The sequence below is a fragment of the Streptomyces sp. NPDC054765 genome (assembly GCF_053612065.1).
Genome location: NZ_JBSHBP010000008.1, coordinates 115,874 through 135,091, shown reverse-complemented (window position 1 = coordinate 135,091; position 19,218 = coordinate 115,874). Strand labels below are relative to the sequence as shown.

The 19,218-nt window shown below is 71.8% G+C and carries 16 protein-coding genes and 3 pseudogenes; 4 read left to right on the top strand and 15 right to left on the bottom strand.

Annotated elements, in window-relative coordinates; genetic code table 11:
- Window positions 1-26 precede the first annotated feature (26 nt).
- The gene (locus ACWGJY_RS08220; RefSeq protein ID WP_453259962.1) at window positions 27-887 is read right to left on the bottom strand and encodes an Ig-like domain-containing protein; all 861 of its coding nucleotides are present in this window, start codon (window positions 885-887) and stop codon (window positions 27-29) included.
- A 449-nt stretch (window positions 888-1,336) separates the two neighbouring features.
- Between ACWGJY_RS08220 and ACWGJY_RS08215 the strand changes: the two genes are divergently transcribed.
- Together ACWGJY_RS08215 and ACWGJY_RS08210 are read left to right on the top strand one after the other, a co-directional pair.
- The gene (locus ACWGJY_RS08215) at window positions 1,337-1,531 is read left to right on the top strand and encodes a hypothetical protein (RefSeq protein ID WP_030088015.1); all 195 of its coding nucleotides are present in this window, start codon (window positions 1,337-1,339) and stop codon (window positions 1,529-1,531) included.
- Window positions 1,528-2,709 carry an MFS transporter gene (locus ACWGJY_RS08210; protein ID WP_453259961.1) on the top strand — a complete coding sequence of 394 codons (1,182 nt, stop codon included), beginning with the start codon at window positions 1,528-1,530 and terminating at the stop codon, window positions 2,707-2,709. The genes ACWGJY_RS08215 and ACWGJY_RS08210 overlap by 4 nt, the downstream gene beginning before the upstream one ends.
- Before the next feature lie 37 nt (window positions 2,710-2,746).
- On the opposite strand, the gene ACWGJY_RS08205 is transcribed toward ACWGJY_RS08210, so the two are convergent.
- The 6 genes from ACWGJY_RS08205 to xylB form a co-directional block, all read right to left on the bottom strand.
- Window positions 2,747-3,946: a phosphodiester glycosidase family protein gene (locus tag ACWGJY_RS08205; protein ID WP_453259998.1), complete on the bottom strand. Its 1,200-nt coding sequence runs from the start codon at window positions 3,944-3,946 to the stop codon at window positions 2,747-2,749.
- 149 nt (window positions 3,947-4,095) lie between these two features.
- Window positions 4,096-4,740, bottom strand: coding sequence for an N-acetylmuramoyl-L-alanine amidase (locus ACWGJY_RS08200; protein WP_453259960.1), 645 nt, complete (start codon window positions 4,738-4,740; stop codon window positions 4,096-4,098).
- Between the two features lie 244 nt (window positions 4,741-4,984).
- Window positions 4,985-6,400 carry a family 2B encapsulin nanocompartment shell protein gene (locus tag ACWGJY_RS08195; protein ID WP_453259959.1) on the bottom strand — a complete coding sequence of 472 codons (1,416 nt, stop codon included), beginning with the start codon at window positions 6,398-6,400 and terminating at the stop codon, window positions 4,985-4,987.
- 137 nt (window positions 6,401-6,537) lie between these two features.
- Window positions 6,538-7,950: a family 2B encapsulin nanocompartment shell protein gene (locus ACWGJY_RS08190; RefSeq protein ID WP_453259958.1), complete on the bottom strand. Its 1,413-nt coding sequence runs from the start codon at window positions 7,948-7,950 to the stop codon at window positions 6,538-6,540.
- 165 nt (window positions 7,951-8,115) lie between these two features.
- The gene (locus ACWGJY_RS08185) at window positions 8,116-9,393 is read right to left on the bottom strand and encodes an ROK family protein (protein ID WP_453259957.1); all 1,278 of its coding nucleotides are present in this window, start codon (window positions 9,391-9,393) and stop codon (window positions 8,116-8,118) included.
- Between the two features lie 65 nt (window positions 9,394-9,458).
- Window positions 9,459-10,889 (bottom strand): xylulokinase, encoded by a 1,431-nt coding sequence (gene xylB, locus ACWGJY_RS08180; protein WP_453259956.1) that lies wholly within the window; start codon window positions 10,887-10,889, stop codon window positions 9,459-9,461.
- Between the two features lie 233 nt (window positions 10,890-11,122).
- Between xylB and xylA the strand changes: the two genes are divergently transcribed.
- Entirely contained in the window at window positions 11,123-12,286 is a 1,164-nt protein-coding gene (gene xylA, locus ACWGJY_RS08175) for a xylose isomerase (RefSeq protein ID WP_453259955.1), read from the top strand.
- Between the two features lie 142 nt (window positions 12,287-12,428).
- Here xylA and ACWGJY_RS08170 read toward each other — a convergent pair.
- From ACWGJY_RS08170 to ACWGJY_RS08135, 8 genes and pseudogenes are all read right to left on the bottom strand, one after another.
- Window positions 12,429-12,473, bottom strand: a pseudogene (locus ACWGJY_RS08170) (hypothetical protein); the annotation flags it as partial.
- 70 nt (window positions 12,474-12,543) lie between these two features.
- Window positions 12,544-13,344 (bottom strand): amino acid ABC transporter ATP-binding protein, encoded by an 801-nt coding sequence (locus tag ACWGJY_RS08165; protein ID WP_453259954.1) that lies wholly within the window; start codon window positions 13,342-13,344, stop codon window positions 12,544-12,546.
- Window positions 13,341-14,126 carry an amino acid ABC transporter permease gene (locus ACWGJY_RS08160; protein ID WP_453259953.1) on the bottom strand — a complete coding sequence of 262 codons (786 nt, stop codon included), beginning with the start codon at window positions 14,124-14,126 and terminating at the stop codon, window positions 13,341-13,343. The genes ACWGJY_RS08165 and ACWGJY_RS08160 overlap by 4 nt, the downstream gene beginning before the upstream one ends.
- An 11-nt stretch (window positions 14,127-14,137) precedes the next feature.
- Window positions 14,138-14,935: a basic amino acid ABC transporter substrate-binding protein gene (locus tag ACWGJY_RS08155; protein WP_453259952.1), complete on the bottom strand. Its 798-nt coding sequence runs from the start codon at window positions 14,933-14,935 to the stop codon at window positions 14,138-14,140.
- 160 nt (window positions 14,936-15,095) lie between these two features.
- Window positions 15,096-16,016, bottom strand: coding sequence for a homocysteine S-methyltransferase (gene mmuM, locus ACWGJY_RS08150; RefSeq protein WP_453259951.1), 921 nt, complete (start codon window positions 16,014-16,016; stop codon window positions 15,096-15,098).
- Window positions 16,017-16,197: 181 nt separating this feature from the next.
- A pseudogene (locus ACWGJY_RS08145) lies at window positions 16,198-16,386 on the bottom strand (LLM class flavin-dependent oxidoreductase); the annotation flags it as partial.
- A 6-nt stretch (window positions 16,387-16,392) separates the two neighbouring features.
- Entirely contained in the window at window positions 16,393-17,658 is a 1,266-nt protein-coding gene (locus tag ACWGJY_RS08140; RefSeq protein WP_453259950.1) for an SWIM zinc finger family protein, read from the bottom strand.
- A pseudogene (locus ACWGJY_RS08135) lies at window positions 17,655-18,620 on the bottom strand (DEAD/DEAH box helicase); the annotation flags it as partial. The pseudogene ACWGJY_RS08135 and the gene ACWGJY_RS08140, both read right to left, overlap by 4 nt.
- Before the next feature lie 24 nt (window positions 18,621-18,644).
- Here ACWGJY_RS08135 and ACWGJY_RS08130 point away from each other — a divergent pair.
- The gene (locus ACWGJY_RS08130; protein WP_453259949.1) at window positions 18,645-19,133 is read left to right on the top strand and encodes a GNAT family N-acetyltransferase; all 489 of its coding nucleotides are present in this window, start codon (window positions 18,645-18,647) and stop codon (window positions 19,131-19,133) included.
- Window positions 19,134-19,218: the final 85 nt, after the last annotated feature.

Here is a 19,218-nt window from a genome sequence, read left to right as displayed (position 1 = left end):
CGGGCGCTGGTTCTCTGCCACGGGGATCAGCTGTCATGCCAGTCTCCGATCCCGATGGTCCTGTTGTCTTCCCCTCGTAAGGAGGGTGCGGCGACCACTACCGGGTCACCCACGTGGACCTTGCCACAAACCCGTCCCATGTCCGAGTCGGTGCAACTCCGGCCGATGGTGAAGTTCAGGTCATAGTCATCGGTGAAGTAGCGGCCGCCGCCGGAGTCCACCCCGTTGAGGGCCGCACGCAGCGTGACCCTGGTGCCCGGCTTCCACTGCTGTGCGGGATGCCAGTCCACCCGGTCCCTGCCGCTGCCGTCCTTCCCCCAGTCCCATGATCCGGTCGTGCGCCGGTCGGTGGTGACGCTCAGGCGCCGTTCGACCTCGTTCCGGTCGGTCACCGGGAAGTCGAAGGTGATCGTGAGGGGCCGGCCGGCGTCGGCCACGGCGCCCGCTGAGCCGGGACCGAGCATCAGCGTGTTCAGCCTGGCCGCCTTCGCGGTGGTCAGTGACTCCTTGGCCGCGGCGACGCCGCCCTGCGCGTTCCTGGTCCTGGCGACGACGGAGTACTTGGTGTCCGGTGCGGTTTTCGCCCTGGATATCCAGATGGTCCCGTGGTTTCCGAGCCCGCCGGGCAGCTGCTGCCCCCTGGGATCGGTGACCGTCACCTCGGTCAGCACTCCGCCCTCCGCGGACACCCGGAGCCGGTCGCCGGCCTGTACGGTCCGGGTCCCGCTCGCCGCGCCCAGTGCGACCTTCACCGGATCGCCGGGGGGTGCCGATTCCGCGGCGCCCCCGCATGCGGTGAGCGCGCCCATGCCGATCACCGGGGCCAGTGCGAGCGCGACATGCTGCGGCCGGAAGGGCCGGCGGCGTCGGGAGGGGTGCTGGCTCATGTCGGGGCTTTCCGTCTGTGGTGCGGGGGAGGCGGCGATGTCGGCCGCTAAGACGGCGGATCGCCACACTTCGTTGCAGGGAGTGATGTGATCCACGGCACAGTGGCCGGTGGGGGTGTGGTGTGAGAGGCGAACGCGGGAGCGCCGCTCGGTACTTGCGGGGATATGGGCGATTTCTTCCATACGGACCCGGCGGTCACGGGTGGGGGCGGATCCGTGGACGGGTCGCCGGGGGCTGGAGCCGCCCGCGCGGCCCGGGTGGGCGGGCGGCTCCAGCCGCGGCCGGCCGTCGGTCGCCGCGCCCTTTCGGCAGCCTCCGGTACCCCGCAGTAACCCGCAGTGATCACCCGATCGGAGCACCCGGACGAGAACCGGACATACCCTGAAATACGCCAAACTGGCCACCCCTTGCTGCCCGTTCGGGCGGCGGTTGAGGAGGTGTGCGTCCCATGGCCATTTCCATCTCGGTCGTACTGCTGCTGGTGATCCTGACCGTGATCTTCCTGCGCAGCGGCAAGCTCAAGATCTCGCACGCCCTGGTGTGCGCGCTGCTCGGTTTCTACCTGGCGAACAGCAGCCTGGCTCCGGACATCCACCAGGGCCTGTCCGGCGCCGCCGACGTGGTGAGCAGTGTGCGTCCGTGACGCCGGCGGCCTGCCGGAACCTCGTCCTCGCCACCCTCGGTTGCACGGTCACCTTCTGGGCCTGGAGCCTGCTCTCCCCGCTGGGGCACGCCTTCAAGACCGGCCTCGGCCTGACCGGACCGGAGGCGGCGGCGCTGGTGGCGGTGCCGTTGCTGGCCGGCTCACTGGGCGGGGTGCCGGTCGGCACGCTCACCGACCGCTATGGCGCCAGGGTGATGTTCCCGCTGGTCTCCGGGCTCACCGTCGTGCCGGTACTGCTCATCGCCCCCGTCAAACACTCCTTCGCCGGGATGCTCGCCGTGGGCTGTCTGCTCGGTCTGGGCGGCACCACGTTCGCCATCGCCGTTCCCCTGGTCAACGCCTGGTTCCCGCCCCGTCACCGAGGCCTGGCGCTGGGCATCGCCGGGATGGGCACGGGCGGCATCGCGCTTTCCGCCTACCTGACTCCCCGCATCCATGACTACGACGAGAACCTGCCGTATCTCGTCGTCGCCGTGGCGCTCGCCCTCGTCGCCTTCCTCGGCGCCATGATGATCAGCGACCGCCCGGACCGGCCCGTCCCGCCGGCCGCGCCCGGCACCCGGCTCGCGCGGGCCGGGCGGCTGCGGGTCGTCCGGGAACTGGCCGGGCTCTACGCGATCGGCTTCGGCGGCGTCATCGCGCTCGCCGTCTGGCTGCCCAGCCGGCTGGAGGCCTGGGCCCGCCTCGCGGGCGCCGGCGCGACGGCCAAGGCGGCCGCCATCACCCTGGTCGCCGTCGTCTGCCGGCCCCTCGGCGGCTGGTGCGCGGACCGGGTGCACCCCGCCGTCGTCACCGCCTGGGCGCTGGGCGTGGTCGGGCCCGCCGCGGTCGTCCAGGCCTTCGGCCCGGCGCCGAACCCGACGGGCACGGTCCTCTTCCTGGTCATGGCGGCCGGCCTGGGCGCGGCCGGCGGTGCGGTCTTCGCGCTGGTCGCGCGGGTGACACCGCAGTCGCAGCTCGGCAGTGTCACCGGCATAGTCGGTGCCGCCGGCGGCCTCGGCGGCTTCGTCCCGCCGCTCGTCATGGGTGCGGTCCACCGCGGCACGGGCAGCTACGCCCTCGGCTTCATGCTGCTCTCCGACCTGGCCCTGGCCGGCTGTGTCTACGCCCTGGCCCGGCTGCGCACCGCGGGCACCGGGACCACCGGGAAGGTCTGACCGGTGGCCGGGCGCCGCCGGGGAGGGCCCGGGACCCTCACCGGGAGGAGAACACCCCGACCGCATTGGCCACCGGCCGCTCCGCCCCGCCCGACGGATGATTGCGGACCGTCGCCCCGTACCTGTCGCCGGTGACCAGCGTCGAGGACCCGCCACCGTCCAGATCCATCGCGTCCCGTGCGCCCAACTGCGCCATCAGATCCGCCAGTTCGCGCACCGTCAGACCGGTCTGGCCCGGCGCCCCGTCCAGCGCCATCAGATACAGCACCCGCCCGCCGTCGCCGATCCCCGCGGAGGTGCGCACCGCCACCGCGACGGTGTCCAGCCCGGCCACCGGCTCGTCGTCCCGCACGATCGGGAAGCCGCCCACCGCGAACCGCAGGGGGACGGGCCCCCGGCCGACGAGGCGCGGGGTGAGATGCACCGGCTCGCCGATATGCAGCGTGCGCAGCTGCCGTGCTCCTTCCTCCCGGCCCACCAGCACCACACTCCCCGCGGCCACCCCGCCGGCGCCGGGCACGTCCTCCAGCGCCGTCACCCGGCCGTGCCGGACGGTCACCTCCGCGGTGTCCGTACTGCACGGCGCCGCCCGGTCGGTGTCCGTGCCACAGGTGGCGCGCACCCGCGAGGCCGGGCCCCACTGTGCGGTGTAGGCGCCGATACCGCCTACCGGCAGCGCGTACTGGTTCAGCCCGCCCAGCGGCAGCGTCCCCCTGGCGGTCAGCACCGCACCGCGCAGCGAGAGCCGGTCCAGCCGGGCCCGGTGGTCGTAGCCGACGCCGATGACGTCCTCGGTGGTCGCGCCCGGCGGCATGACCGGCCCGAACCGCTGGCCGTCGGGCACCGCGCCCTTCAGCTGCCGCCCCGAGGCCACCGCCGGGCCGACCGGGGCGCCGGTTGCCTCCACCCCCGGGTGCTGGGTCTCGGTGATATGGAAGAAGTCGCCGTTGACGGCCCCGACCGCGCCGTGGTCGGCCGCCATTCGGGACACCGGCGACCGCGCGCCGACCGCCCCCGGGTACAGCAGGTCCACCGCGACCCGGGGATCGGCCAGATCGACCGTCAGCAGATGGCCGTGCACGAGGCCGCGTGGCACCGTCATCCGGAATTCGCCGTATGCCACACCCGGCGCCACCGCCCTGGCGTGGAAGCGACGGAGCGTGCTGCTTGCGGCGGTGGCCGACGCCCCGCCGGCCAGCACTCCCCACGCCACCAGCACCGTCAGCACTGCGCGCACTCGACCGAATCGCCGCTTCACGATCCCCCCTGACGTCGTGCCGACTGTCCCAGGTGCCGGAGACGTTCACTATGGCCCGGAGATGTCATGAATCCGTACACCCGCAGAACGGCCGTCGTGTCGCCGGGAGCGGCAGGGCGCACGCCGTGTCATCCGGCGCTGTGCCAGGAGGCATCGGTGACCAGCTGCAGATAGCGGGCCCAGTCCCAGAATTCTCCGGGGTCGGTGTGGTCGGTGCCGGGAACCTCCACATGGCCGATGATGTGCTCGCGGTCCTTGGGGATCCGGTAGCGGTCGCAGATGGCGGCGGTGAGCCGGGCGGACTGTTCGTAGAGCGGGTCGGTGAACCACGTCGGGTCGTCGATCCAGCCCTCGTGCTCGATGCCGATGCTGCGGGTGTTGTAGTCCCAGTTCCCGGCGTGCCAGGCGACGTTCCGCTCGCTGACGCACCGGGCGAGAGAGCCGTCGGCGGACCGTACGACATAGTGTGCGGCCGCCTTGTGCCGGGGGTCCTGGAAGAGCTTGAGGGTGTCCGCATAGGTCTCCTGGGTCACATGCACCACGACCATCTCGATCGGATACTGCGTCGGCCGGTTGGCGGCGGTGTAGTTGGACGGGCTTGCCGGAACCCCGTGGACAGGGGGGTAGGCGGCGCCGCGCGGCGCCCGCGGGGAGGGAGCGGCACCGGCGCCGGTGTCGGCCGCGGCAAGGGGAGCGAGTGTGGCGGACGCCGCGAGCGCGGCCGCACCGGTGAGCAGACGCCGGCGGGCCGGGCGACGGGGGGCGGGCTCCATGTGAACTCCTGACAAGGACCGAGGGGGAGTGGTCGCGTACATGTCACGCACACATGCGGTGCGTTCATGATGCGCAACAGAGCACGCCCTGCCAAGGGAATGGCCGCTTTGCCAATGGCTGGACCAAAGGCGGAACGGCGCAGGTCAGGAGGGAGCGAGATACCTGATCGGACGTCACCCGGGTGCCGCGCCCCCCGGCCCCGACGGCCGGTCCTGAGCACGGCACCCGGGCAGATCCCCCAGGTCAGTGACCGATCTCTACGTCCTCCAGGATGCCCAGCGCGTCCGGTACCAGCACGGCCGCCGAATAGTAGGCGCTGACCAGGTAATTGATGACGGCCTGGTCATTGATGCCCATGAAGCGGACCGACAGGCCGGGGCGGTACTCGTCCGGGATGCCGGTCTGGTGCAGCCCGACCACGCCCTGGTTCTCCTCGCCGACCCGCAGCGCCAGGATCGAGCTGGTCTGGTCCGGGGTGACCGGGATCTTGTTGCACGGCAGCAGGGGGATGCCCCGCCAGGCGCGGACCGCCGTGCCCTCGAACTCCGCGGTGGTGGGGTAGATCCCCCGGGCGTTCCACTCCCGCCCGATCGCCGCGATGGTGCGCGGATGCGCCAGCAGGAACTGGGTCTTCCGGCGCCGGGAGATCAGCTCGTCCAGGTCATCGGGGGTCGGCGGCCCGCTGCGGGTGTGGATGCGCTGCTTGAGGTCGGCGTTGTGCAGCAGCCCGAACCCGGGGTTGTTGAGCATCTCGTGTTCCTGGCGCTCGCGCAGCGCCTCCACGGTCAGCCGCAGCTGCTGGTCCAGCTGGTTCATCGGGTCGTTGTAGAGGTCGGCGACCCGTGAGTGCACCTTCAACACGGTCTGGGCGACGCTGAGTTCGTACTCCCGCGGCGCCAGGTCGTAGTCGGCGAAGGTGCCCGGCAGGGCCGGCTCGCCGACATGGCCGGCGGCCAGCTCGATGGCCGCCTCGCCGTGCTTGTTCTGCGCCGGCACCAACGCCGCCCGGAACTCCTCCAGATGGCCGCTCAGCGACTCCGACCGGCCCAGTACCTCTTCGAGGTCGCTGCGGTACAGGGTCAGCGCGGTCACCCGGGTCACCGCCCGTACGGAGTGCTCCCACTCCGCGTCCGGTGTCAGCAGCGCCGCGGCACCGAGGGCGTCACCGTCGGCCAGCACCCCCAGCACCGTGTCCTCGCCGTACTTGCCGGCGCCGATGCGGTCGAGCTTGCCGTGGGCGATCAGGATGACCCGGTCCGTGGGTGCGCCCGCCCGCGCCAGCACATCGCCGGGCGCGAACTCCCGCTGGACGAAGCGCTCCGCCAGCGCCTCCAGGGTTGCGGGGTCGGTGTAGCCGCGCAGCGGCGCCAGCTCCCGCAACTCCGCAGGAATCACCCGGACTTCGGAGCCGGTCGAGGTGAAGTCCACCCGGCCGTCGCCGAGGGTGTGGGTAAGGCGGCGGTTGACGCGGTACGTACCGCCGGAGACCTGCGTCCAGGGCAGGATGCGCAGCAGCCAGCGGGAGGAGATCCCCTGCATCTGCGGCACGGTCTTGGTCGTGGTCGCCAGCTTGCGGGCGGCCGTGGTGTCCAGGCTGGACCGGCTCTGCTCGATCGCGGAGGGCTGCGGGCCGGACGTCGGATCCACCGATGTGGTCATGAAGAAGGCTCACCTGTTCTGTCGGTGCTGTGCGTGCGGTGCTGTGTGTGCAGTGCCTGCACATGCGTACGGTCGGCGCGGCCGGGCGGCGAGAAGGGGCCGCTCCTCGGGCGCGCCGGTTGCTGCCCGTGGGCCGTTCAGTGGCCGATCTGTACGTCGTCGAGAACGCCCAGCGCATCGGGCACGAGAATGGCCGCCGAATAATAGGCGCTGACGAGATATTTGATGACGGCCCGGTCGTCGAGACCCATGTAGCGCACCGAGAGGCTCGGCTCGTATTCATCAGGAATTCCGGTCTGGTGCAGGCCGACGACGCCCTGCTTTTCCTCACCGGTACGCAACAGCAGAATCGAACTCGTCCGCTCCGGTGTCACCGGAATCTTGTTGCACGGGAAAATCGGCACCCCACGCCAGGAAGGCAGTGAATGCCCCATGAAATCGACCGCGGTCGGATACAGTCCGCGGGCACTGCACTCCCGGCCGATCGCGGCGATCGTGAGGGGATGGGCGAGCAGGAAGCCCGGGTCCTTCCAGACCGTCGCCAGCAGGTCGTCGAGGTCGTCGGGGGTGGGCGGGCCGGTGCGGGTGCGGATGCGCTGCTTGAGGTCGGCGTGGTGCAGCAGTCCGAACCCGGGATTGTTGAGCATCTCGTGTTCCTGGCGCTCGCGCAGCGCCTGGACGGTCAGCTTCAGCTGCTCCTCGACCTGGTTCATCGGGTCGCTGTAGAGGTCGCCGACCCGGCTGTGGGTGCGCAACACCGTCTGGGCGACGCTGAGTTCGTACTCCCGCGGCGCCAGGTCGTAGTCGACGAAGGTGCCCGGCAGGGCCGGCTCGCCATGGTGGCCCGAGGTGACGGAGACCGCCGATTCCCCACTGGCGTTCGTGGGCTGAGCGGAGTCCTGCCGGGCCGCCGTCAGATGCTCGCGCAGGCCGGGGGAGCGGTCGAGGACCTCCTGTGCGGCCTGCCGGGGCAGCGCCATCACGGTCACCCGGGTCACCGTGCGATAGCTGAACTGCCAGGTGTCCTCGGGGTCGGTGAGCGGTGCGTCCCCGAGGTGGTCGCCGCCGGCCAGCGCTTCGAGCACCGCCTCCTCGCCGTATTTGCCGGTGCCGATACGGTCCACCCGGCCGTGCGCGATCAGCACCAGCCGGTCGCCCGGCTCGCCGGCTTCGGCGATCAGCTCACCGGGTGCGTATTCCTGCTGGGTGAACCGCTCGCCGAGCGCGGCCAGTACCTCGGTATCGGTGAATTCCCGCAGCGCGGGCAGCTCGCGCAGCTCCTCGGGAATGATCGAGACATCGCCGCCGCGGATATCGAAATCGATGCGCCCGTCGCCCAGGGTGTAGGTCAGCCGGCGGTTCACCCGGTAGGTGCCGCCGGACACCTGCACCCAGGGCAGCAGCCGCAGCAGCCAGCGCGAAGTGATGCCCTGCATCTGCGGTGCGGTCTTGGTGGTCGTCGCCAAATTCCGCGCGGCGGTGGTACTCAGACTGGAATTCTGGGCATCTTCCGCGCTGCCGTGCAGCGATTCGTCGGCAATCGTCACCATGCCACCTATCTCTTCGAAGAGTGCGTTGCGGAACGCCGCGGAACCCCCTGTTCACGGCAGCTCCGCGGCAACCCGCCGAACCGAAGATAGTGGTGCTGTTTTTATCGGCACAATCGCTCGATGGGGTGGCATGGAATTCTCGTTCCATGGAAAGGTTTAGCGGGTTCAATTCCGGGGAGAGTGTGCCGGGGCGCAGGAGTGGAGGGGATCGTTCAGTACGGCTTGGAGCGCCGCGTGCGCCGCCCCGAGCAGCGGTCCGTCCGCGCCCAGCCGGGACACCGTCACCACCGGCCCGCCGGCCCGCCCGGAGTCCGCCGCGACCGCCGTCCGCAGTGCCAACTCCCGCTCCATGGACGGCAGGATCCAGGGCGCCAGCCCGGCCAGCGCGCCCCCGAGGACCACCGCCCGCGGATCGAGCAGATTCACCGCCCCGGCCAGCGCGATACCGAGTGCCGTGCCCGCCTCGTGCAGCGCCCGCACGACAGCCGTGTCCCCGTCGGCGGCCCGGTGCGCCAGCAGGCCGATACGGGCACCCGGCCCCCGATGGGCGGCCGCCGCCCGCCCGGGAGTCAGGCCGCCCGCGCGCAGCACGGCCTCTTCCCCCGCGTACCGCTCCAGACAGCCCCGCCCGCCGCAGTCGCACGCCGGGCCGTCCGGATACACCGGCACATGTCCCAGCTCCCCCGCGAACCCCCGTGCCCCCCGCAGTAGTTGACCGTCCACGACGACCGCGGCACCGATACCGACCTCGGCCGACACATGCACGAAGTCCGGGGGCGGGGCCGGCCGGCCGTCGCCCCCGCCCAGCCGCAGTTCGGCCAGCGCACCGAGGTTCGCCTCGTTCTCGACGGTGAGCGGAAGGACGAAGGAACCGTCCGCCGGGGCCGTGGCCCCGGCGAGCCCCGGTGCCAGATCGGCCGCCCGCCAGCCGAGGTTGGGGGCGTGCACCACGGTCGTCGAACCACGGGCCACCAGACCGGGCACGGCCACCGCCAGCCCGGCCGGCCGCAGCCCCTCGCCGGCGATCGTTTCGGTCACCTCCGCGAGCAGCACGGACAGCCGCCGCAGCACGGGTCCGGGAGCGCTGTGCCGGTTCGCCGCACCGGCCGCCACCCGGGCCCGGACCCGCCCGCGCAGATCGACCGCGCACACCGCCAGATGGTCGACGCCTATCTCGGCCCCGATTCCCGCCGGGCCGCGGTCGCTGACCGCCAGTTCGCTGCCCGGCCGGCCCCGTCCGCCGGTCGCCGCCCGCCCCGTCTCGACCAGCAGCCCGGCCCGCAGCAGCTCATCGGCCAGGGGAGCCACGCCCGCCCGGGTCAGCCCGATCCGTGCCGCGACCGCCGGCCGGGAGAGCGGCCCCTGTGCGGCCACGGTCTGCAACACCCGGGCCAGATTGCGCCGCCGGATGCCGTGCTGGGTATCGCCGCCGGGCGCGGTCACGGGTTTCTCCTCGGGCCGGGGGCGGGGGCGTGGATCTCGTCGGGCGGACGGCTGCGGGGCTGCGGTCACCGTCGCAGCAGCGCCCCGCCGTCGGCGAGTGTCGACGCCAGCCGGTCCCACGCGGCGATGTCCCGCGGCAGCGCCTCGTACTCCGCGCCGCGCGCCGTGCCCCAGCGGCGGGCCACCGCCGCCGGGTCCTCCTCCAGCAGCAGCCCGGCCGCCTGTGCCGCCGCGCCGAGCGCCACCAGCTCCTGTGCCTCGGGCACCACCACCGGGCGGCCCGACAGCCGGCGCACGGTCTCCCGCCAGGCCCGGCCCTTCGCCCCGCCGCCGATCAGCAGCAGCGGCGTACCGGGCGCGGCATCCGCGTCCAGCACCCGGTCCAGGGCCTGCAGCAGCGCGAACACCGCGCCGTCGTAGGCGGCCTGGAGCAGCTGACCGGCGGTGGTGTCGTGCCGCAGCCCGTGGACCAGGCCCGAGGCGCCCGGCAGATTCGGGGTCCGCTCGCCGTCGAGGAACGGCAGCATCACCACACCGCCGCCCTCCTCCACGGCCTCCCGGTCGCGCCCCAGCAGCGCCGCCACCCGGTCCACGGCCAGCGTGCAGTTCAGGGTGCAGGCCAGCGGCAGCCAGTCGCCGCGGGCGTCGGCGAAGCCCGCCACGGTGCCGGCCGGATCGGCGGGCCGGTGGGTGGAGACCGCATAGACCGTCCCCGAGGTTCCCAGGCTCAGCACCGGCTGCCCGGGGCGCAGGCCCAGCCCGAGGGCGGCCGCCATGTTGTCCCCGGTCCCCGCGGCCACCAACGCGCCATGGGGGAGCGGCAGATCACCGGCGTGCACGCTCCCGGCGGCCTCACCCGGGAGCGCCACCCGCGGCAGCGCCTCGGGGGACAGCCCGACGTGCGCCAGGATCTCCGGGTCGTAGGACTCGGTGGCCGAGGCCCACCAGCCCGTCCCGGACGCATCGCCGCGATCGGTGACGGACTCGCCGGTCAGGCGCTGGGTGAGGTAGTCGTGCGGCAGCCGTACCGCGGCGGTGGCGGCGGCAGCGGCCGGCTCGTTCTCCCGCAGCCAGGCCCACTTGGCCACCGTGAACGCCGGCCCCGGTACGCTCCCCACCCGCTGGGCCCAGGCCCGTGCACCCCCGAGTTCCGCGATCAGCCGCTCGCTCTGGGGCGCCGGCCGTACGTCGTTCCACAGCATGGCCGGGCGTACCGGCTCACCGGCCGCGTCCAGCGCGACCAGCCCGTGCTGCTGACCGCCGACGGACAGCGCCGAGGCCTGCCGTGCCGCATCGCCGCACTGCGCCAGCGCCTCGCCCAGCGCCCGCCACCACTGCCCGGGGTCGCTCTCCTTGCCGTCGCCGTCGCTGACCGTGTGCGGGGCCTGGCCCCGGGCGACGACCACACCGGTCGCCGCATCCACGACCAGCGCCTTGGTGGACTGGGTCGAGCTGTCCACCCCGACGACCAGCGGTCCCGCTGACTGCGCGCCCATCGTGCACTCTCCCTCGGCGGCCGTACTCCATGGTCTCGGTCCAGGGGGTTCCCCGGTGTGCTGCCGCATATTAGTTTGGCCGCGGCGGAATTTGTAAAGCGCGTTGACGAAATGACCGAGGGAGTCGCGATGAGCGAACGCGGTGGGCGGGTCGCCCCGGATGAACGCCGGGGGAGGACCCTCGCGGGGTGTGCGCCCTGCACGTACGAGGCAGGGGAAAGCGGGGGGCCGGCATGAGCCATCAGCCCGTTCCCGAGGACAAGTTCAGCTTCGGCCTGTGGACCGTCGGCTGGCAGGGCCGTGATCCCTTCGGCGACGCCACCCGCCGGGCCCTGGACCCCGTCGAATCCGTCCACCGCCTCGCCGGCCTCGGCGCGTACGGCGTCACCTTCCACGACGACGACCTGATCCCCTTCGGTGCCGGGGACAACGAGCGCGAGACGGCCGTCAGACGCTTCCGGAAGGCACTGGACACCACCGGCCTGGTCGTCCCGATGGCGACCACCAACCTCTTCACCCACCCCGTCTTCAAGGACGGCGCCTTCACCGCCAACGACCGCGGCATCCGCCGCTACGCGCTGCGCAAGACGCTCCGCAACATCGACCTCGCCGCCGAACTGGGCGCCCGCACCTATGTGGCCTGGGGCGGACGGGAAGGCGCGGAATCCGGCGCGGCGAAGGACGTACGGGCCGCCCTGGACCGGATGAAGGAGGCCTTCGACCTGCTCGGCCAGTATGTCGTCGAGCAGGGGTACGACCTGCGGTTCGCCATCGAGCCCAAGCCCAACGAGCCGCGCGGCGACATCCTGCTGCCCACCGTCGGCCACGCCCTCGCCTTCATCGAGCGGCTGGAGCGCCCCGCGCTCTACGGCGTCAACCCCGAGGTCGGCCACGAGCAGATGGCCGGGCTGAACTTCCCGCACGGCATCGCCCAGGCGCTGTGGGCCGGCAAGCTCTTCCATATCGACCTCAACGGCCAGAGCGGGATCAAGTACGACCAGGACCTGCGCTTCGGCGCGGGCGATCTGCGGTCCGCGTTCTGGCTGGTCGACCTGCTGGAGACGGCCGGCTACGACGGGCCGCGGCACTTCGACTTCAAGCCGCCGCGCACCGAGGACCTGGACGGCGTCTGGACCTCGGCGGCCGGCTGTATGCGCAACTATCTGATCCTCAGGGAGCGTGCCGCGGCCTTCCGGGCCGACCCGGCCGTCCAGGACGCGCTGCACGCCGCGCGCCTGGACCAGCTCGGCCGGCCCACCGCCGAGGACGGCCTGGCCGGACTGCTCGCCGACGGCACCGCCTACGAGACCTTCGACATCGAGGCGGCGGCCGCCCGCGGGATGGCCTTCGAGCATCTGGACCAGCTGGCACTGGAGCACCTGCTGGGGACCGTCTGACAGCCTCCGGCGGAACCCGGGCGGCCGCTAGCCGAACAGCTCGCGCAGAAAGGCGATTTCGGCCGCCCGCTGCTCGCCGCCGCCCCCCCTCGTGGGCGTTGAACCGCCACACCTTCAGCTCCTTCCCGCCCGCGTAGTGGTGGTAGGCGGCGAAGCCGGTGGACGGCGGCACCACGTCGTCGCGCAGCGCCGTACCGAAGAGCGCGGGGGCGGTGGCACGGGCCGCGAAGTTCAGGCCTCCCAGCCGTAGGGCGGCTTCACTCGCCGACCTCGGTGGCAGCCGGATCCAGCACCCGTGCCAGGAAGGTCCGGGTCCGCTCGTGCTGCGGGGCGCCCACCACCTGCTCCGGAGTGCCCTCCTCGACGATCACCCCGCCGTCCATGAACACCACCCGGTCGGCGACCTCCCGCGCAAAGCTCATCTCATGCGTGACGACGAGCATCGTCATGCCTTCCCGCGCCAGCGCCCGCATCACCGCCAGCACATCGCCGACCAGCTCCGGGTCCAGCGCCGAGGTCGGCTCGTCGAAGAGCATCAGTTCCGGGTCCATGGACAGTGCACGGGCGATGGCCACCCGCTGCTGCTGCCCGCCCGACAACTGCGCGGGGTAGGCAGCCGCCTTGTCGCTCAGCCCGACCCGTTCGAGAGTGGCGCGGGCGATCCGCTCCGCCTCACCGCGGTCGCGGCGCAGCACCCGCCGCTGGGCGATCGTCAGATTCTCCAGCGCCGTCAGATGCGGAAAGAGGTGGAAGGCCTGGAAGACCATCCCGATCCGCCGGCGGACCCGGTCGATGTCCACGTCCGGGTCGGTCACCTCGGTACCGGCCACGATGACCCGTCCCGCGCTCGGCTCCTCCAGCAGATTCACACAACGCAACAGGGTCGACTTCCCCGACCCCGAGGGCCCGATGACACACACCACCTCACCGCGCGCCACCGAGAAGTCGATCCCGCGCAGCACCTCCAGCGCGCCGAACGCCTTGCGCAGGCCCTGGACATCGATGGCCTTCGGGTCTGCCGTCTTTGGTGCCGTCCGGTCGGTCGTCACGCCGCTCACCTGGCCTTCGCCGTACGGGCCTCCAGCCGACGGACCAGCTGGCCGAGCGGGAGGGTGATCACGAGGTAGAGCAGCCCGGCGATCAGGATCGGGGTCAGGCTCTTGTGCTCATTGAGGGCGTCCCGGCCGAAGTTGGCCAGCTCGAACTGGCCCAGGGACAGCCCCAGCAGATACACCAGCGAGGAATCCTTGGTCAGCAGGATCAGTTCATTGGTCAGCGGCGGCAGCACGATACGGAATGCCTGCGGAATGACGATCGAGACCATCGCCCGGCCGTGCGACATCCCCAGTGAACGCGCCGCCTCCGTCTGCCCCTTGGGGACGGCCTGAATTCCGGCCCGGATGGTCTCCGCCATATATGCCGCGCCCACCAGCCCGAGCGACAGCATCACCGTGACGTTCATATCGAGCGCGACCTCGAAGGCCAGCGGCACACCGAAGCCGAGCGCGATGAACACCAGCAGACAGGGGATCCCGCGGAAGAACTCGATATAGGTGACCGCGATCCAGCGGTAGGGCGGCACCGACGAGAGCCGCATCAGCGCGAGCACCAGACCGAGCGCCAGACCGAAGCCGAAGCCGAGCAGGGTGTAGAGGACGGTGTTGACCAGTGCCGTGGTGACGATGTCCGGGAACAGCGCCTTCGCGACCCCGACATCGAAGAACGCCATCCGCAGCTGGTGCCAGTCGGCGACCAGCGCGAAGACCACCACGGCGACGACCAGGACGCCGTACTGCACGCCACGGATCACCCGGGCGCGCTGTCGTCTGGACAGAGACATGACGGGCGGCCTCAGCTCTTCGGAGTGGTGCCGAACCACTTCTTGTAGATCCGGTCGTAACTCCCGTCGGATTTCGCCTTCTTGATGACCGCGTTGATCTTCTTGCGCAGCGCGTCGTTGCCGGTGCGTACGCCGATGCCGTAGTGCTCACCGGTATTGAATTCCGCAGTGACCTCGGTGTCGGGATTCTGCTTCACATAGTCGAGGAGCACACCGTTGTCATTGATGCCGGCATCGACCTGTCCGGACTTCACGGCGGTGAGCAGCAGCCCCAGATCCTCGAACTCCACCAGCTCGACGCCCTTGCCGTGCTTCTTGGCGAAGATCCCGCCGGTGGTGGCCTTCTGGTATCCGAGCTTCTTGCCCTTGAGGTCCTCGACCTTCTTGTAGGGCTTGCCCTGCTTCGTCAGCAGCGCCTGGGTGGCGTTGAAGTAAGGGTCGGAGAAATCCATCACCTTGTCCCGCTCGGGCGTGATCGTCATGCCGGCGGCGGCCAGATCGCAGGTGCGGATGGTGAAGTCCTGGCCGGTCTCGATCCCTTCGAAAGGGGTATTGACGATCTCCTGCTTGACCCCCAGATCCTTGGCGACCAGGTCCACCAGGTCCACATCGAACCCGACGACCTTGCCGTCCTTCTTCACCTGGAACGGCGCGTACGGAAGGTGGGTGCAGGTCTTCAGCGTCCCGGAGGAGACCAGCTCCAGGCCGCCGGCCCCCTTCTTCCCGTCGGACGTGATGCTGCTGCACCCCGCCAGAACGGCGACGGCCGCGGTAATGGCTATGACAGGCAAAGCGGAGCGAGCGGACACAGGCCCTCCAGGGGCAGGATGAACACCAACCAAGCCGTGCGTGCTGCGATGTGGCTGCATCCTGCCACCGGCCCGGGGCGCTGTCGCCGCCGCGTCGGTTGCGTCTGTGTAACGCCTTCGGCCCGCGTCCGGCCGACGGGGCCCGCTCCCGGGCCGCCCCTCAGCGGCCGAGCCCGCCCGCCAGCTCGGCAATGGCGTCCGGGCCCACCCGGCAGCAGCCGCCGATGAGCCGGGCGCCGTCCGCGGCCCAGCCGGCGACCCGGTCCGTGCTGAACGTCGGGCTGCCGCACCAGGCCCGCGCCCCGGCGTCCCAGCTCTCCCCGCTGTTGGGGTAGACCACCACCGGCTTGCCGGTGATCTGCGCCGCCGGCCGCACGGCCCGGTCCGCATCCTCCGGCGCGCAGCAGTTCACCCCCACCGCGATCACCTCGTCCGCGTCCGCCGCCACCGCGAACGCCTCCGCCAGCGGCTGCCCGGCCCGGGTGCGGTCACCCATGACGCTGTACGACAGATACGCCGGCACACCCAGTCCGCGCACCGCCCGCAGCAGCGCACGGGCCTCCTCGACGTCCGGCACCGTCTCCAGCGCCAGCACATCGGGCCGCGCCGCGGCCAGCGCCTCGAGCCGCGGCCGGTGGAACCGCTCCAGCTCGTCCACCGACAGGCCGTAGCGGCCGCGGTACTCGGAGCCGTCCGCCCGCATCGCCCCGTACGGCCCCGCCGAAGCCGCCACATACAGCGGTCCGGCAACCCCGCCGGCCGACGCCCGCCCGGCCGCCTCGCGGGCCAGCGTCACGCTCCGGCCGAGCAGTGCCGCGGCCTGCTCCTCGCCGATGCCGCGCCGCGCGAACCCCTCGAACGTCGCCTGATAGCTGGACGTGATCGCGACCTGCGCCCCGGCCTCGAAGTACGCCAGATGCGCCCGCACCACCGCCTCCGGCTCCTCGGCCAGCAGCCGGGCCGACCACAGCGCGTCGCTGAGGTCGTGCCCGGCCGCCTCCAGCTGGTTGGACAGCCCGCCGTCGAGGACGACCGGCCCCGCGGCGAGGGCGTCGGCGAGCGGCGGGGACGTGCTGATCATGGTGTAAAGCCTCTCCGTGCTGCGGGACGCGTGGGTGCTCACTCCTCACCCGGATCGTAACGCCCGCCGTTGACAGAGCCCCTGGCCGGAGCGGTGCGCAGGGCACGGCGCAGCCGGATGGGGAGGAGGGTGCCAGGGGCGTCGCGGCGGGCCGCCCGGCCCGGGGGCAGCGGCCCACCCCGGCGGCGAACGGAACCTGCGCGGCAGACTCGGACGCGTCGGGCCGTGCGGCCGGATGCCGCCACAGCCCGGCGTCCCGCAGCACCGGCAGCACCCCCTCCCCGAACCAGTACGCCTCCTTGACATGAGGGTGCCCGGAGAGGATGAACTCCTCGATGCCCAGCCGCTGGTACTCCACGATCCGCTCCGCCCCAGGTCAGATAGACATCGGCGGCGCGGGCCACGCGGCCGCGAGCCTGCCGGTGGCCCGTGCCAGCGCCTGCGGCCCCGGTGTCCACTCCTCCTCCAGAACCGCGAGCCCGGCCGTGCCGCCCTGTTCCCAGGCCCGTACGGCCGGCGCCAGCCCCCGCGCATCACGCCCCGAACCGGCCGCCAGCCGCGCCGATATGACGTCCCCGGGGCCGGCCGCCGCCAGCCGCACCGCGTCCTGGCCGGGAGTCAGCACGGGCGGCAGCGGACTGTCCGGGTGCCGGGCGCAGAGCGCATCCGCCAGCAACTGCTGGGCACGCGCCGCCGCGTCCTCGATCAGGAACTCCAGCGCGGCCACGTCCACCCCGGGTGCGGGCGGGGTGCCGCCACCGAGCGCCGGCGGGGCACCCGCCGCGGCAACCGGCGGCGGTGCCGCGGGCAGCGGCGGCAGAATGTCCCGCGCCGCGTACGCCTCGGCCGCCGGTACTCCCGTGCCGGAGCACGCCGCCGCCCCGTCCTCGGCCGTCGGCCCCGCCGCCCGCGCCGCACTGCGGCTCTGCAACTCGTCGAGCAGTGCTTGCTCGCCCCGGCCACGCACCAGCAGCAGCACGAAGGGATCCTCGTCCAGCAGCCGCGCCAGCTGATAGCACAGCGCGGCCGAATGCGCGCAGTGGTCCCAGGCGCCGCAGCTGCAGGCCGGCTCCACGTCACCGATCCCCGGCAGCAGTTCGATCCCGGCGGCGGCCGCGTCCTCCACCAGGGCCGGTGGCATGTCCCGGTCCAGCAGCGCCGCGATATGCCCGGCCCGGTCCGCGACCAGATCCAGGAAGCGGTCCCAGTCGGCCGCGCCCAACTGCTGCAGCAGGACATCGGACCGGTGCCACGTATGGTCGCGGTCCTGGACGACCGCGGTGATCCGCCCGGGGCGCACGGACACTGCGCCGACCGCACCGGCCCGCGCATGCCGCCGCCCGAGCTTCAGCTGCTCGCCGTCCAGCGCGGTGTCCTCCAGCGCCTTGAGCCACGCCTGCCCCCACCAACTGCGCGCGAAGGCCCGCCCGCGCGCCGCGGGCAGCGCAGCGAACGTCCGCTCACCGGCCGCCGCGTCCCCCTCCTCCGGATACTCCGCACCCTCCCGGTCCGGGTACTCCGAAGCCTCCCGGTCCGGGTACTCCGAAGCCTCCCGGTCCGGGTACTCCGAAGCCTCCCGGTCCGGGTACTCCGCACCCGCCCCGTGCGGATCCATCGACGCTTCCCCTCCGCGCATGTTCATCGCTCACTCCCTCGCAGTACGACCAGGTCCGCCAGCTCGGCGTCGGTGAGTTCGGTCAGCGCGGCCTCGCCGGACCCCAGAACCGCATCGGCCGACTGCTGCTTACGGGACAGCATTTCGGCGATCCGGTCCTCGATCGTGCCCTCCGTGATGATCCGGTGGACCTGCACCGGCCGGGTCTGTCCGATGCGGTACGCGCGGTCGGTGGCCTGTGCCTCGACGGCCGGATTCCACCACCGGTCGAAGTGCACGACGTGCGTCGCGCGGGTGAGGTTCAAACCCGTACCCGCCGCCTTCAACGACAGCAGGAACACCGGCGCCGCGCCGTCCTGGAAACGCTGCACCATCTCCTCGCGCCGGGCCACCGGTGTACCGCCGTGCAAGAACTGCGTGGGCACCCCGCGCGCCGCAAGATGGGCCTCCAGCAGCCGTGCCATCTGCACATACTGCGTGAACACCAGCACGCCCGCGCCCTCGGCCAGGAGGGCGTCCAGCAGCTCGTCCAGCAGCTCGACCTTCCCCGAACGCCCCGCAATGCGCACCGTTCCATCCACCCGGCCCCCGTCCGCCGGGGCGCCTTCCTTCAAGTACTGCGCAGGGTGGTTGCAGATCTGCTTGAGCGAGGTGAGCAGCTTGACCACCAGCCCGCGGCGGGCGAACCCGTCCGTCCCGGCGATCTCGTCGAGCCCCTCGCGCACCACGGCCTCGTACAGCCCGGCCTGTTCCTCGGTCAGTGCCACCGCACGGTCGCACTGCGCGCAACGCGGCGCTGGCCGCTCTTGCTGCCGATCTCCCCAGCCCGATCCTCGCCGACGTGACCGGGATGCACCGCCACACCGCGCTCCGCTGGGTCGCCTACGCCCGACGAGACTGGGCCGAGTACCTCGCAGCCCGGGCGGCAGATGACTCGCCATCGAGGCGGTTGCCCAAATGATGTTGCGGCTGTCCGGCGTGTCCTGGAGCCTCTCAGGCTGGAGGTGGTCTCAGTGACCGAAATCAGGGTCTCCCTGTCCGTGCGCGATCTCGCCCACGAGGACCTGCCCTCGTGCGCCTGGTCGGGCTCCGCCATGCACGTGAGGCAGATTGCCGAGCAGTTGCGGCGGGCTGACCTCGGCCAGGTCGACTACCTGGCCGTTTGCGGACCCGCAGACGTGCCGGTGGCGATCGGCGGCGTCGACTACATGCTCAAGAGTGGTGCTGGCACGCTCTGGCAGCTCGGTGTCCATCCAGCGCTTCAGTCGTGCGGCGTAGGCACCTTGCTGATCAGCTCCGCAGAGGCCCGAATCACAGCCCGTGGTCTGGCGGTGGCCGAACTGGGCGTCGAGGAGAGCAACGCCAGAGCCCGAGCTCTCTACGAGCGATTGGGCTACCGGCCCTACGGCCGCGAGCTGGACTCCTGGGATGTGGAGACAGAAGAGGGTTCGGTCAAGCGGTACGAAACCATGTGCACGTTGATGCGCAAGGACCTCGCATAGCCAGGATCCCCAGCAATCCGAGCGGACATCGGCGGTTGCAGCAGCGAAGCAACGGTACGGAAGACGGGGAATAGTGCACGGTCGG

What these genes read in the sequence shown, in the direction of transcription:
- ACWGJY_RS08200 (WP_453259960.1), bottom strand. Translation starts at nt 4,740, where the DNA reads ATGGAGCCCGCCCCCCGTCGCCCGGCCCGCCGGCGTCTGCTCACCGGT.
- xylA (WP_453259955.1), top strand. Translation starts at nt 11,123, where the DNA reads ATGAGCCATCAGCCCGTTCCCGAGGACAAGTTCAGCTTCGGCCTGTGG.
- ACWGJY_RS08160 (WP_453259953.1), bottom strand. Translation starts at nt 14,126, where the DNA reads ATGTCTCTGTCCAGACGACAGCGCGCCCGGGTGATCCGTGGCGTGCAG.
- ACWGJY_RS08190 (WP_453259958.1), bottom strand. Translation starts at nt 7,950, where the DNA reads ATGGTGACGATTGCCGACGAATCGCTGCACGGCAGCGCGGAAGATGCC.
- xylB (WP_453259956.1), bottom strand. Translation starts at nt 10,889, where the DNA reads ATGGGCGCGCAGTCAGCGGGACCGCTGGTCGTCGGGGTGGACAGCTCG.
- ACWGJY_RS08140 (WP_453259950.1), bottom strand. Translation starts at nt 17,658, where the DNA reads ATGAACATGCGCGGAGGGGAAGCGTCGATGGATCCGCACGGGGCGGGT.
- ACWGJY_RS08215 (WP_030088015.1), top strand. Translation starts at nt 1,337, where the DNA reads ATGGCCATTTCCATCTCGGTCGTACTGCTGCTGGTGATCCTGACCGTG.
- ACWGJY_RS08195 (WP_453259959.1), bottom strand. Translation starts at nt 6,400, where the DNA reads ATGACCACATCGGTGGATCCGACGTCCGGCCCGCAGCCCTCCGCGATC.
- mmuM (WP_453259951.1), bottom strand. Translation starts at nt 16,016, where the DNA reads ATGATCAGCACGTCCCCGCCGCTCGCCGACGCCCTCGCCGCGGGGCCG.
- ACWGJY_RS08220 (WP_453259962.1), bottom strand. Translation starts at nt 887, where the DNA reads ATGAGCCAGCACCCCTCCCGACGCCGCCGGCCCTTCCGGCCGCAGCAT.